General features: G+C 71.3%; 13 protein-coding genes. 11 read left to right on the top strand and 2 right to left on the bottom strand.

Annotated features, from left to right (window positions below; translation table 11 throughout):
• The first annotated feature begins 16 nt into the window (after positions 1 to 16).
• From rimI to ACWFR4_RS28245, 4 genes are all read left to right on the top strand, one after another.
• Entirely contained in the window at positions 17 to 520 is a 504-nt protein-coding gene (rimI, locus tag ACWFR4_RS28260) for a ribosomal protein S18-alanine N-acetyltransferase (RefSeq protein WP_453463978.1), read from the top strand.
• Positions 513 to 1,604, top strand: coding sequence for a tRNA (adenosine(37)-N6)-threonylcarbamoyltransferase complex transferase subunit TsaD (gene tsaD, locus ACWFR4_RS28255; protein WP_453463912.1), 1,092 nt, complete (start codon positions 513 to 515; stop codon positions 1,602 to 1,604). Before rimI ends, tsaD begins: the two co-directional genes overlap by 8 nt.
• Positions 1,601 to 1,858, top strand: a complete 258-nt coding sequence (locus ACWFR4_RS28250) for a hypothetical protein (protein ID WP_266673399.1) — start codon at positions 1,601 to 1,603, stop codon at positions 1,856 to 1,858. Before tsaD ends, ACWFR4_RS28250 begins: the two co-directional genes overlap by 4 nt.
• A 106-nt stretch (positions 1,859 to 1,964) precedes the next feature.
• Positions 1,965 to 2,975: an LCP family protein gene (locus ACWFR4_RS28245; protein WP_453463975.1), complete on the top strand. Its 1,011-nt coding sequence runs from the start codon at positions 1,965 to 1,967 to the stop codon at positions 2,973 to 2,975.
• Between the two features lie 4 nt (positions 2,976 to 2,979).
• Here the strand turns inward: ACWFR4_RS28245 and ACWFR4_RS28240 are convergent, their stop codons facing one another.
• Positions 2,980 to 3,564: a class I SAM-dependent methyltransferase gene (locus ACWFR4_RS28240; RefSeq protein WP_453463909.1), complete on the bottom strand. Its 585-nt coding sequence runs from the start codon at positions 3,562 to 3,564 to the stop codon at positions 2,980 to 2,982.
• Between the two features lie 166 nt (positions 3,565 to 3,730).
• Between ACWFR4_RS28240 and ACWFR4_RS28235 the strand changes: the two genes are divergently transcribed.
• From ACWFR4_RS28235 to ACWFR4_RS28220, 4 genes are all read left to right on the top strand, one after another.
• Positions 3,731 to 5,728 (top strand): cell wall-binding repeat-containing protein, encoded by a 1,998-nt coding sequence (locus ACWFR4_RS28235; RefSeq protein WP_453655149.1) that lies wholly within the window; start codon positions 3,731 to 3,733, stop codon positions 5,726 to 5,728.
• Positions 5,729 to 5,897: 169 nt separating this feature from the next.
• Positions 5,898 to 6,254 (top strand): YciI family protein, encoded by a 357-nt coding sequence (locus ACWFR4_RS28230; RefSeq protein ID WP_453655147.1) that lies wholly within the window; start codon positions 5,898 to 5,900, stop codon positions 6,252 to 6,254.
• Between the two features lie 56 nt (positions 6,255 to 6,310).
• Positions 6,311 to 7,624, top strand: coding sequence for an RNA polymerase sigma factor (locus tag ACWFR4_RS28225; RefSeq protein ID WP_453655145.1), 1,314 nt, complete (start codon positions 6,311 to 6,313; stop codon positions 7,622 to 7,624).
• Positions 7,625 to 7,723: 99 nt separating this feature from the next.
• Positions 7,724 to 9,772, top strand: coding sequence for a cell wall-binding repeat-containing protein (locus ACWFR4_RS28220; RefSeq protein WP_453655143.1), 2,049 nt, complete (start codon positions 7,724 to 7,726; stop codon positions 9,770 to 9,772).
• Here ACWFR4_RS28220 and ACWFR4_RS28215 read toward each other — a convergent pair.
• Positions 9,750 to 10,961: a class I SAM-dependent methyltransferase gene (locus tag ACWFR4_RS28215; RefSeq protein ID WP_453655141.1), complete on the bottom strand. Its 1,212-nt coding sequence runs from the start codon at positions 10,959 to 10,961 to the stop codon at positions 9,750 to 9,752. The two genes, ACWFR4_RS28220 and ACWFR4_RS28215, sit on opposite strands and share 23 nt — an antisense overlap.
• A gap of 91 nt (positions 10,962 to 11,052) precedes the next feature.
• Here ACWFR4_RS28215 and ACWFR4_RS28210 point away from each other — a divergent pair, with 91 nt between their 5' ends.
• From ACWFR4_RS28210 to groES, 3 genes are all read left to right on the top strand, one after another.
• Entirely contained in the window at positions 11,053 to 12,000 is a 948-nt protein-coding gene (locus tag ACWFR4_RS28210; protein WP_453655139.1) for a polysaccharide deacetylase family protein, read from the top strand.
• Positions 12,000 to 13,001 carry a polysaccharide deacetylase family protein gene (locus tag ACWFR4_RS28205; protein ID WP_453655137.1) on the top strand — a complete coding sequence of 334 codons (1,002 nt, stop codon included), beginning with the start codon at positions 12,000 to 12,002 and terminating at the stop codon, positions 12,999 to 13,001. The genes ACWFR4_RS28210 and ACWFR4_RS28205 overlap by 1 nt, the downstream gene beginning before the upstream one ends.
• Before the next feature lie 213 nt (positions 13,002 to 13,214).
• The gene (groES, locus tag ACWFR4_RS28200; protein ID WP_073810087.1) at positions 13,215 to 13,523 is read left to right on the top strand and encodes a co-chaperone GroES; all 309 of its coding nucleotides are present in this window, start codon (positions 13,215 to 13,217) and stop codon (positions 13,521 to 13,523) included.
• Positions 13,524 to 13,586 lie beyond the last annotated feature (63 nt).

Genomic DNA, 13,586 nt, shown 5'->3' with positions numbered 1-13,586 from the left:
CGCTGCTCTGCGCGAGATGCGCTGGTGGGACATCGAATCCGTGCACGCGCTCGAGAAGGATCTCTTCCCGGACGACGCGTGGTCCCGCGGCATGTTCTGGTCCGAGCTCGCGCACGCGCGCGGCGCCGGGTCGACCCGCCGCTATGTCGTAGCCCACGAGGGCGACCGGCTCGTCGGGTACGCGGGCCTGGCCGCGTCCGGCACGGACTATGAAGGCGGCTCCGGCGTGGGGGCCGACGTGCAGACCATCGCCGTCGTCCGTGACCAGTGGGGCACCGGGCTCGGCGCCCGGCTCCTCACCGTTCTGCTGCGCCACGCGACCGACTTCGAGTGCTCCGAGGTGACGCTCGAGGTGCGGGTCGACAACACCCGGGCGCAGAAGCTCTACCAGCGCTTCGGCTTCGAGCCCATCGGCTTCCGCCGCGGCTACTACCAGCCGGGCAACGTGGACGCGCTCGTGATGCGTCTGACCGACCCCTCGACCTCAGTGACACCCGTACAAGGAACCGAAAATGGCTGACGAACCGCTCGTCCTCGGCATCGAGACCTCCTGCGACGAGACCGGTGTCGGCATCGTCCGCGGTCACACGCTGCTCGCCGACGCGGTCGCCTCCAGCGTCGACGAGCACGCCCGCTTCGGCGGTGTCGTCCCCGAGGTCGCCTCGCGGGCACACCTGGAAGCCATGGTGCCGACCATCGAGCGTGCCCTGAAGGACGCCGGGGTCGCCGCCTCCGACCTGGACGGGATCTCCGTCACCGCGGGCCCGGGGCTCGCGGGCGCGCTCCTCGTGGGCGTCTCGGCGGCCAAGGCGTACGCGTACGCGCTCGGCAAGCCGCTCTACGGCGTGAACCACCTCGCCTCGCACATCTGCGTCGACCAGCTGGAGCACGGGCCGCTGCCCGAGCCCACGATGGCGCTGCTCGTCTCGGGCGGGCACTCGTCGCTGCTGCTCTCCTCCGACATCACGTCCGACGTGCGCCCCCTCGGCGCGACCATCGACGACGCGGCGGGCGAGGCCTTCGACAAGATCGCCCGGGTGCTGAACCTCGGCTTCCCCGGCGGTCCCGTCATCGACCGGTACGCGAAGGAGGGCGACCCCACTGCGATCACCTTCCCGCGCGGGCTCACCGGGCCGCGCGACCCGGCGTACGACTTCTCCTTCTCCGGGCTGAAGACGTCCGTGGCGCGCTGGATCGAGGCGAAGCGGGCCGCCGGTGAGGACGTTCCGGTGCGGGATGTGTCGGCGTCCTTCCAGGAGGCCGTCGTCGACGTGCTGACCCGCAAGGCCGTGCGCGCCTGCAAGGACGAGGGCGTCGACCACCTCATGATCGGCGGCGGTGTGGCCGCCAACTCGCGGCTGCGGGCCCTCGCCCAGGAGCGGTGCGAGGCCGCCGGGATCCGGCTGCGCGTGCCGCGGCCCAAGCTGTGCACGGACAACGGCGCGATGGTCGCGGCCCTCGGCGCCGAGATGGTGGCGCGCAACCGGTCCGCCTCCGCCTGGGACCTGTCGGCCGACTCGTCGCTGCCGGTGACGGAGACACACGTGCCGGGGCACACGCACGACCACGTGCACGAGGCCGCGAAGGACAACCTGTACTCATGACCGTCGCGTTGATGTGGGAGGCCCGGGCGGCCGAGGGACGGGGCGAGGAGCTGCTCGCCTGGGCGCGGGGGCAGGTCCTCGCGGCCGAGCCACTGCGGCGCGAGTTCTTCCGTGCCCCGCAGGACCGGGTCCTCGTCATCACCTGGTGGGACGCGGCGTACGACGCCGAACTGCCCGAACTGCCCGAACCGGAGGGCGAGTTGGTGACCCGCACGGTGCATCGGTGGCGGTTCGAGGCGGTCGCTCCCGCCTGAGGCGGCATCGTCCGGGGACGTGAGAACCGTCTGAGATTCCCGAATAACTGCGCCTAACTGGTTTACCGTTGTAATAATTCCGACTTATGTTCGCCCTGTGAAGCGAATACAGCGTCGTCGTGGGCGTTTGGTGAAGACGGCCGGTGTCGTGGCCGGTTGCGTGCTCGTCCTCACCGGGGGCGGCGCCGCATGGGCGTACTGGCATCTGGACCACAACATCCGGGGCGTCGACATCGACAGCACGCTCGGCGACGACCGGCCCCCGAAGCCGGCCCCGGCCACGCCGGAGCCCTCGGCGACCGCGCCGCCCGCGCGGGCGCTGAACATCCTCGTCCTCGGCTCCGACTCGCGCAGCGGCAGCGAGAACTCCGCGCTCGGCGGCGGCCACAGCGAGGGCGGCCGCTCCGACACCGCGATGGTGGTGCACCTGGACGCCGACCGTTCGGCGGCGACCGTCGTCAGCATCCCCCGCGACACCCTCGTCGAGCGGCCCGCGTGCCCGACCTCGTCCGGTGGCAGCACGCAGGCCGCGTACGGCGCCATGTTCAACAGCGCGTACTCCGTGGGCGGTCCCGTCTGTGCCGTGAAGACGGTCGAGAAGCTCACCGGCGTGCGCATGGACCACTATCTGGAGATCGACTTCTCCGGCTTCGCCTCGGTCGTCGACGCGCTCGGCGGCGTGGACCTCACGACGACCGAGGACATCGACGACGACCTGAGCCACCTCCAGCTCGACGCGGGCTACCACCACCTCGACGGCAAGCAGGCCCTCGCCTTCGCCCGCACCCGCCACGGCGTCGGCGACGGCAGCGACCTCGGCCGCATCAAACTCCAGCAGCAGCTGGTGAAGGCCCTGGTGGAGGAGGTGTCGGGCAGTGACCTCCTGACGGACCCGGCCCGCCTCTACAAGGTCGCCGACGCCCTCACGGGAAGCCTCACCACGGACACCGGCCTCGACTCCCTCGGTGAACTCCAGGGCCTGGCGGGCAGCTTGAAGGGGCTGTCGGCGGATGACGTGAAGACGGTCACGATGCCGGTGCTCCCGGCTCCGTCGGACCCCAACCGTGTCGTCGCCGACGAGCCCGAGGCCGGGAAGCTGTGGGCCTCACTGCGGTGACGCGTCAGGCGTTGTACGCCAACAGGTAGCGCCAGAAGAGGAGTTGACGCACCTGGCTGCCGGGGAGGAGCCGGTTGGCTGCCGTGCGGATGTCGGCGAGCGTCATGTCGGGTCGGCGCACAGGGGCCTTGAGGGGTGGCGGTGCGGCGCCGCGCAGCCGGTCGGCCAGGCGGACCGCGGAGCGGGCCGCCGCGTTCGCCGGGACGGCCACGAGGTCGCGGGGCGTCACGCCCGCGTAGCAGCCGAGGACGAGCAGCGCGCCACCGGGAGCGAGGGCCGCGCGCAGCCGCGTCACCGTCGCGAACGGCATGTGGTGCAGGCTCGCCAGGCAGGTGATGACGTCGTAGTGCCCCTCGGGCAGTTCCGTCGCCGTCACATCCGCCCGGCGGTAGCGCGGCCCGCCGCCCATGGCCTCCGCCTCGGCGATGACCTCGGCCGACGGGTCGAGCGCGTCGACCTCGTAACCACGGCCGGCCAGGCGCCGTGCGAAGCGGCCGGTGCCGCAGCCGACGTCCAGTGCGGTGCGGCCGCCGCTGGGCACGTGGCGCAGCAGGAGGCGGTGGTAGTGATCGTTGTGGTCGAAAGGCATGGGGCGCGATCCTGGCACGGGGCGTGTAGGTGGCATGTGAAGGAAAGTCATTCCGTTCCGGTCACCTGCGCCGCTACAGTGACGCAGCTGTCGTACAGGAACGTGAGGTTTCCGTTCCGCGTCGGGGAGACGAACGACGGCCCTTCGGACACTCTTGTGGGGGCACATGAAGATTCGCAGATGCCGCGTGCTCGCGGCATTGGGCACCACCGTCGCTCTGGCGGCGGGCATGGCGGCGCCGGGGGCGGCCGCCGCCGAGCCGGTCACGTGGCAGGCCACGGACGGCACGCTGATGTTCCTCAACGGCGCGCTGAACGTGCTGCAGACGCACGAGCTCGGCACCAGCACGTACACCGACTTCCTCGCCGGCGCGGCGCAGCCCGCGTGGTCGCCGGACGGCAGCCGGGTCGCGTACGTGAAGGACGGCAGGGTCGAGACGCGCCGCTACACGGGCTCCACCCTGGTGAAGATTCCTGAGCGCGACAGCTCGGTGCGCGGCGTCGCCCACCCGACGTTCCTGTACGGCGGCGGCACCGTCGTCTACTCGGGCGATGGCCGGCTGCGCTACGCACCGTCCGACGGCTCCGGCTACGCGCAGCCGCTGTTCTCCACGGCGGAGGACGGCTGCGACCGCGCGCCGAGCGCCTCGGTGAACGGCCTGATCGCCTTCGTCCGTACGGGCGACACCTGTGGCACGACGACCGGTTCGGCGATCTGGCTGTACGACGCGGGCACCGGCGGCTTCACCAAGCTCACCGACGTCGGCCAGGACCCCGCGATCTCGCCCGACGGCACGCAGGTCGCCTTCGTGCGGGAAGCGGGCGGGCTGACCAGGCTCTTCGTCATCGGCGTCGACGGTACGGGCGAGCGCCAGCTCACCTTCAGCGACGCCGCCTACACCCCGTCCTGGTCGCCTAGCGGCACGCGCATCGCGTTCAACAACGGCTACGACGAAGACGCGTCGGCGACCCGCATCGTCGATGTGAAGAGCGGCGACGTCACGACGATGCCGAACCCCTCCAGCACCTCGTCCACCACGGACATCGCCTGGCAGCCCCTGCGCCACAACGACACCATGCGGGTCTGGGGCGCCGACTCGCCGGGCACCAACGCCGCCGTGTCCCGCTGGAGCTGGAACAGCGTCGGACAGAGCGAGCCCGGCCTCGTCGACGCCAGGACAGCCGTGCTGGTCAGCCAGGACAGCCCGTCCTACGCGCTCACGGCCCAGTCGCTCGGCGGCCAGAAGCAGGGCCCGATCCTGATGACGCCGAAGTCGTCGCTGTCGACCGCGGTCCAGAGCGAGCTGAAGCGCACGCTCAAGCCCGGCTCGACCGTCTATCTCGTCGGCGGCACGGACATCCTCTCCAGCGCGGTCGCCACCAAGGTCGCCTCGCTCGGCTTCACCCCGAAGCGGCTGGCGGGCACCTCGCGCTACTCGACGTCGGTGGCCGTGGCGAAGGCGGTCACCGGCGCGCCCAAGTACGTGTTCCTCGCCACCGGCACGGACTACCACTCGGCGATCGCGGCCTCGGTGGCGGCGGGCGCGCTCGGCTACGGGGGCAAGGGCACCGTCGTCCTCAACGACGGCAACTCTCTGACGTCCTCGGTGAAGTCGTACCTCAACTCGCTCGACCCGGACACGACCATGGTCATCCCGGTCGGCGCCTCGGCGAAGTACGCGCTCACGCACACCGCGTTCTCCCACTGGCCCGACCGCTGGTCGTACTACCCGGTCTCGGGCAGCGGCCACGACGGAACCTCGGTGGCGCTGGCCAGGTTCTGGTGGTCCTCGCCGCACCAGGTGGGTCTCGCCCGGACGGACAGCTGGCGTGGCGGGATCTCCGCGGCCACCGGGCAGCTCTGGTACGGGCCCGTGCTGTGGACCGACGAGACGACTCTGACGGACGCCGACGCGGCCTATCTGCGTTCTCAGGCCGCCGGTCTCCAGCACGTCATCGCGTACGGCGGCACCGGTTCGGTGTCGGCGTCCGAACTCGCGGCGGCCGGTTCCGCGGTCAGCGCGAGAAGCTCGCTCGTGGACTACCTCCCGTACTACAAGGGGGTGGCTCCGGCGGGAACGGCGACGACGCGGCAGTCCGAGCGGCCGGCAGCCTCCGTGGCGCCGCAGCCGCAGGCCCGCTCGCTGAAGACCACCGTCGAGTAGGCATCACAGCAGGTCGGAGGCCCCGGGCGGACACATCCGCCCGGGGCCTCCGACCTGCCGGAGAAAATTTCCGAAGGAAATCCGGCGAGCGTGTCGATTCGCCGGTCTCCCGTTCGACGCGTAAGTGAGAGCGGGGAGAACCCCCGACCGCACCGAACGAGGAGTCACCATGCCGCGCTACATGACGCTGGTCCGTATCGACGAGGGCAAGGCCCCCGCCGAGGGCCCCAGCGAGGCCCTGATGCAGCGCATGGGTGAGCTGATCGAGGAGATGACCAAGGCCGGCGTGCTGCTCGACACCGGGGGCCTGCACCCCTCGTCCGAGGGCACCCGCGTGCACTACGAGAACGGCGAGATCACCGTCACCGACGGGCCGTTCACCGAGTCCAAGGAGGTCATCGGCGGCTACGCGATCATCCAGGCCAAGGACCGGGCCGAGATCCTGGAGTGGACCAAGCGGTTCCTGAAGGTCCATGAGGAGCACTGGACGGTCACCTCCGAGATCCGGGAGATCGCCGAGGGCTGAGCCACGCCGGACAGGCCCTTGGCCGCCCCGCGGGCGCGGGTGTCTGATGGTGGGCCGTGACAGCAGAACGTACTGCCGAAGCGGCCCACGCCATCGAGACCGTCTTCCGTCTGGAGGCGCCCCGCATCATCGCCGGTGTCACGCGCATCGTCCGGGACGTGGGCATAGCGGAGGAACTGGCGCAGGACGCGCTCGTCGCCGCCCTGGAGCAGTGGCCGGACGAGGGGATCCCCGACAACCCGGGCGCATGGCTCATGGCCACCGCCAAGCACCGGGCGATCGACCTCGTGCGCCGCAAGGAGCGGTACACGCGCAAGCTGGCGGAGGTCGGCCGTGACCTGGAGACCGCGCCGCCCCACCTGGACGAGCCCGCGGACCCGGACGACATCGACGACGACCTGCTCCGCCTCGTCTTCACGGCCTGCCATCCGGTGCTGTCCGCCGAGGCCCGGGTCGCGCTCACGCTGCGGCTGCTCGGCGGCCTGACCACCGCCGAGATCGCCCGCGCGGTCCTGGCTCCCGAGGCGACGGTCGCCCAGCGCATCGTGCGCGCGAAACGCACCCTCGCCACGAAGAACGTCGCCTTCGAAGTGCCCTACGGACCCGAGCGGGAAGCCCGCCTCGGCTCGGTCCTCGAGGTCATCTACCTCATCTTCAACGAGGGGTACGCGGCCACGGCGGGCGACGACTATCTGCGCCCCGGTCTGTGCGAGGACGCGCTGCGGCTGGCCCGGCTGCTGGCAGGTCTGATGCCGAAGGAGCCCGAAGTCCATGGCCTGGCCGCCCTGTTGGAGCTCCAGGCCTCGCGCTCGGCCGCCCGTACGGGCCCGTCGGGCGAGCCCGTCCTTCTCCGGGACCAGGACCGGATGCGCTGGAACCAGCTCCTGATCCGGCGCGGGTTCGCGGCCCTCGGCCGCGCGGACGCGGTGTCCACCGGCGGCGGTCCCGGCCCGTACGCCCTCCAGGCCGCCATCGCCGCCAGCCATGCGCACGCCCACACGTACGCGGAGACGAACTGGGAGGGGATCGCGACCCTGTACGGGCTGCTCGCCGTCCGGGCGCCGTCCCCCGTCGTCGAGCTGAACCGGGCGGTGGCGGTGTCCATGGCCGAGGGCCCCGCGGCCGGCCTCGCCCTGGTCGACGCCCTGGCCGGTGAACCGGCGCTGCGCGACTACCACTTGCTGCCGAGCGTGCGCGGAGACCTGCTGGAGCGGCTCGGGCGGCGCGAGGAGGCGGGGGCCGAGTTCGAGCGGGCGGCGTCGCTGACGCGCAATGAACGGGAGCGGGAGCTGCTGCTGGCGCGCGCGGACAAGTGCCGTGAGGAGCGGGGAAATCCCTATTCCCATGGGTCTCACCAGCCACTACAGTGACGCGGCTGTCGTGACACGGCCGCGTCGGCGGGGGGAGACCCCGACGCGGTGGCGTGAGCGGGCGGCACTCCGACATTTCTGATCCGTGGGGGGTCACTCTTGAAGTTCTTCACGCGCCGCCGTGCCGCGGTGCTCGCCACCGCGGTCGCGCTCGCCGCGGGCAGTCTGGCGACCGCGCCCGCCGCCTCGGCGGACGCCGGCCCCTGGCCCGGCACCGAGGGCAAGATCCTCTTCGACGGCCCGCAGCTGTACGACCCGGCCACGGGCGCCGTCACCCAGGTCCCCAACACGTACGACGGGGACTGGTCCGCCTGGGCCCCGGACGGCAGCCGTCTGGTCAGCGCCTGGCAGGACGTCCAGAGCATCCGCCCGAGCGGCGCCTCCAAGGTCACCCTCCCGGACGGCGAGGGATTCCATGCCAGCTACATCCCCAGTGACCTCACCTACGGGTGGGGCGGCCGGTACATCTTCTTCACGTCGAACGGCCAGCTCGGCTACGGCCCCTCCGACGGCTCGTGGGCCCCGCGCCCGCTCCTGACGAGCGCTCAGGAGCCGACCACCGTCTGCGACAACGACCCGACCGTGAGCACGTCCGGTGTGATCGCGTTCGAGCGGCGCGTCAACTACGGCTGCTACGACAACAAGGGCATCTGGACCTACGACCCCGAGACCGGGACGGTGAAGCAGATCCTCGCCGAGGGCGAGCAGCCCGCCTTCTCACCGGACGGCACCGAGCTGGCCTTCGTCAAGTCCCCCGACGGCGTCACGGCCCAGATCTTCACGGCGAAGGCGGACGGCACGAACGTCAAGCAGATCACCACCGGCCCGCGCAGCTACGGCAACCCGTCCTGGTCACCCACCGGCGAGCGCATCATCTTCGACGCGGACACCTCGGGCGACAGCTCCGACGTGCACACCACGGAGTACGTGGACCTGGCCAGCGGGACGCTGACCTCGGTGGCGGGTCACCAGGAGGGCAACTTCGGCTACAACCCCAGCTGGCAGCCGCTGCGCAAGAACACCACGGGCCGTGTCTGGGGCGCAGACACCTACGGCACCAACATCGCCTCCTCGCGCTGGACGTGGAACACGGTCGGGCAGAGCGAGCCGGGCCTGATGGACGCCAAGGCGGCGGTGCTGATCAACCGCGACAGCCCTTCGTACTCGCTCACGGCGCCCGCCCTTGCGGGCAAGAAGCACGGGCCGGTCCTCATGACGCCGTCGGGCGGCCTGTCGTCCGCGGTGAAGGCGGAGCTCAAGCGAACGCTGAAGCCGGGGGCGTACGTCTATCTCGTCGGCGGCACGTCCATGCTCAGCAGCACCGTGTCCTCGCAGGTGACCGCGCTCGGCTTCACGCCGAAGCGGCTGGCGGGCACCTCCCGCTACTCGACCTCGGTCGCCGTGGCCAAGTCGGTCACCAGCGCGCCGAAGTACGTGTTCCTGGCGACCGGGACCGACTACCACTCGGCGCTGGCGGCGTCGGTCGCGGCCGGCGCGGACGGGACGAGCAGCGCGGGCGGCGTGGTGCTCAACGACGGCAACACGCTGACCTCGTCGGTGAAGTCGTACCTCAACAGCCTCGACCCCGACGACACCATGATCATCCCGGTGGGGACGTCCGCGAAGTACGCGCTGACGCACACGACGTTCTCCAGCTGGCCCTCGACGTACACCTACTACCCGGTCACGGGGACCGGGCACGAGGGCACCGCGGTCGCCCTGGCCAAGCTCTGGTGGAGTGCGCCGAGCCAGGCGGGACTCGCCTCGGTCGACTCATGGCGCGGCGGTGCGTCCGCGGGCTCCGCGATGAACGTGTTCGGTCCCGTGCTCTGGACCACGCCCGGTTCCCTCTCGAGCGCGACGAGCAGCTATCTGATGCGGGAGTCCGCGAGCGTCCAGTTCGCGGTCGGCTTCGGCGGCAGCAGTTCCGTGGCGGCCGGCACGCTGGACGCCTCCGGGGCCGCGATCAGCGCGGGCAGCGGCCAGTACGTCTATCACCCGTACTACAACGGGGTGGAGCCGCAGAGCACACGGCGGAGCACCTTCCTGGCCCGCACGAACGGCGGTGACGCCACGTCGGTGGAGCGGACCGGCCCGATCGGTGCCGAGCCGAACCTGGAGCCGCTCAGGACCCGGCACCACCAGTAGCCGGCCGCGCGGGCGCTCCCAGCAGCATCGTCGGGGCGCCCGCGACGCGGGTCAGGAAGACCGTCACCGCGTTCGGGCCGTGCCGCTTCGGCAGCGCCTTGCGGCGCAGCTCCTCCGGCTCCACCGCCGACCCCCGTTTCTTCACCGTCAGGATTCCCACCTCACGCTCCCGCAGAAGCGCCTTCAACTTCTTCACGTTGAAGGGGAGTCGGTCCGTGATCTCGTACGCGGTGGCGTACGGCGTCGCCCGTAGCGTGTCGGACGTGACGTAGGCGATCGTCTCGTCGATCAGCCCGCCCGCTACCTCCTCGGCCACGTCGGCGACCAGGTGGGCGCGGATGACGGCACCGTCCGGCTCGTACAAGTACCGTCCCACGGACCGCACTTCGGGGTCGGGGAGGCCGCGGCCGGTGAGTGCGCGCGGCCCGGGGAGCAGCGTCGCCCGCATGCGGCCCGGCTCGGTGCCGAACCAGAGCACGGCCTCCTTCACGTCCCCGCCGTCCGAGATCCACTCGGCGTCGGCCGCGTCGGGGATCGCTTCGTGGGGGATGCCGGGCGCGATCTTCAGGGCCGCGTGCCGGGCCCCGAGCGCCGCGCCGATCGCCCAGGACAGGGGCGGGGAGTACGCCTCCGGGTCGAAGATCCGGCCGCCCCCCTTGCCGCCGCCCCGGCGCGCGGGGTCGACGAACACCGCGTCGTACGGCTCCGTGTCGACCTCGGTGACATCGGCCTCGCGGACCTCGATCAACCCGTCGAGGCCAAGGGCTTGAGCGTTCGCGCGGGCGACCTCGCAGGTCAGGGGGTCGCGGTCGACGGCAAGTACGGAGATCCCGGCGCGGGCCAGCGCGATCGCGTCGCCGCCGATGCCGCAGCACAGATCGGCGACGGAGCGCACCCCGAGCGCCTTGAACTCCTGCGCGCGATGGGTGGCGACGCTCGTGCGAGTCGCCTGCTCGACGCCGTTCGCCGTGAAGTACATGCGGCGCGCGTCCGTCTCGCCGAACTTCGCCGCGGCGCGCTGCCGCAGCCGGGCCTGCGCGATGGCCGCCGAGACGAGGTCCGCCGGGTGGTCGCGGCGCAGCCGGGTGGCGACGGCGAGCTCCTGGCCGGGGGTGATGTCCCGTACGTCGTGGAGGAGCGCCTGGCCCTCCGCGGAGAGCAGCGAGCTGAAGGAGGCGAGGTCGTTCACCAGGCCCATTGTGGGCCAGTCGGTGGACGGTGTGCGCCCGGCCGCGGTGTCGGGCCCTCATCAGCGCTGTGAGCTGCGAGGATCCGGCGCCATGCGACTTGTACGACAAAACGACAAAAGAGCCGCGAAGGCGGCGTCGGGCCGGGGGACCCGTCACGCCCGGACGCGGGCCGGTCTCGCGGTTCTCGCCGCCTGCGCGGTCGCCTCCGGGTGCGCCGCGGCCGACGGCAAGATGGCCGTCGAGCCGGCGCCCGGCCCGCAGCCCCTCCAGGGGCCGCCCGCCCGCGCCCTCGACTCCTACGAGGGCAAGACGCGTGCCGCCCAGGCCGCCCGGGTCGCGATGGCCAAGAAGTGGCGCCTGTCGAAGCCGCCGCTCCTCGCGCCGCCCGCGCCCGCCGAGAAGCCCGTGATCAGGGCCCGTAAGGGCTTCGAGGTCGACGGCCAGGAGGATCTGCCGCCCGTCTTCACGACCGTACCGACCAAGGACAAGGTCGTGTTCCTCACCATCGACGACGGCTCCGAGAAGGACCCGGCGTTCCTGAAGATGATGAGTGACCTGAAGATCCCGTACACCGCCTTCCTCAGCAACTACCTGGTGAAGGACGACTACGGCTACTTCGGAAAAATGCAGTCCCGCGGCGTCACGCTGAACAACCACACGCTGACGCACCCGTATCTGCCCCGCCTGTCCTACGCGGGGCAGAAGCGCGAGATCTGCGGCATGCAGAACATCATGCAGACGCAGTACGGCAAGCGGCCCGTCCTCTTCCGCCCGCCGTACGGCAACTACAACCGGGACACGCTGCGCGCCGCCAAGTCCTGCGGCATCAAGTACGCGCCGATCTGGAACGAAGAGGTGTACGTCGACCACGTCGAGTGGCGCGAGGGGGACCAGGACCTGCACCCCGGCGACATCATCCTGACCCACTTCCGGGGCCGTGAGCAGTGGAAGGGCACCATGCCCGACATGGTCCGTCTGCTCATGAAGTACGTGACCGACAAGGGGTACGCGGTGGCCAGGCTGGAGGACTACCTGTGATGTCCGTGCGGGCGCGCCGGGCCCACGCGCGCACCGGGCCCCGGCGGCTGCTCGCCACCGCCCTGGCCGCCGGTGTCCTCGCACCCGCGCTGCTCACCGGGTGCGCCCAGTCCGTGGACCCGATCGAGCGGCTCAGCAGGAAGGCGGCCGAGAAGGTCCGCCACTCGCACGACGCGGCACCCACGGTCACACCGGCCGTGGGCCTGGGGGGTGGCGGGTCGTGGGGTGCGCGCGGGGCCGGGAAGGCGGGGGCGGGAGGCGGGCCGGTGCGCGTCGCGCCTCTTCACGCCCCCGCGCGTCACGCCGCAACTCCGCGTGGCGGCCGCGCCCCGGACGCCTACCGTCGCTGGGGACTCTCCGCGCCGCTCGCCCCGGCGCCGAGACCCCCGGCGCGCCACGCGGCCGGGGCAGGACCGCGAACGTATGCGCTCCCGCCTGTCGTGGACCACGTCCGCACCAAGGACCGCGTCGTCTTCCTGACCTTCGACGACGGCGTGGACCGCGACCCTCACTTCCCCGACATGGTCCGCGACCTGCGGCTGCCCGTCAGCGTCTTCCTCACGGACCGCGTCGCGGGCCCCGGCCACGACCACTTCGGCAGGCTGCGGACCCTCGGCGCGGGCGTGCAGAACCAGACCCTGAACCACCACTTCCTGCCCTCACTCCCGTACGCCGAACAGCGCGCCGAGATCTGCGGCCAGCAGGACCGGCTGAAGAACCGCTTCGGCACCCGCCCCCGCCTCCTCCGCCCGCCCTTCGGCGAGTACGACCAGAACACCCTGCGCGCCGCCGCCACCTGCGGGGTCGACGTCGTGGTCCTGTGGCGCGCCTCGGTGGGGAGCGACGATCTGCGTCACGGGGACGGGGGCCGGCTGCGTCCCGGCGACATCGTCCGGGCCCAGTTCCGTGACGGCGACGACCCGCGCGGGGCGACGACGCGGCTGCTGCGCCGTATCGAGGCCCAGGGGTTCACGGTGGGGAGGCTCGAGGACTACCTGTGACGGACGGGCCGGAGGGGCCGTGCGGAAGACTCGCCATCACTGAATTGGCACTCCGCTTGACCGAGTGCTAATCGCAGTCATAGTCTCGGCCCTGGCACTCCCCACTGGAGAGTGCCAATAGCGACGGGCAGGTCCGGCACCCGCGACGACGGATCCACCTGGTCGCCACCTCAGACAGTTAACCCCGTGATCTCCGAAGGGGGAGGTCGGATCGTGACGACCACCAGCTCCAAGGTTGCCATCAAGCCGCTCGAGGACCGCATTGTGGTCCAGCCGCTCGACGCCGAGCAGACCACCGCCTCTGGCCTGGTCATCCCGGACACTGCGAAGGAGAAGCCCCAGGAGGGCGTCGTCCTCGCCGTGGGCCCGGGTCGCTTCGAGAACGGCGAGCGCCTGCCGCTCGACGTGCAGACCGGCGACATCGTGCTGTACAGCAAGTACGGCGGCACCGAGGTGAAGTACAACGGCGAGGAGTACCTCGTCCTCTCGGCTCGCGACGTGCTCGCGATCGTCGAGAAGTAATTCACCCACTGTTTTAGTTCTGCGCCCCTGGCACCCCGCTACTCAGCTGCGACTCTTCTCAGC

Source organism: Streptomyces sp. NPDC055140 (assembly GCF_053607285.1).
The sequence above is the reverse complement of the archived record's forward strand: the minus strand, read 5'-3'. Positions and strand labels throughout refer to the sequence as shown.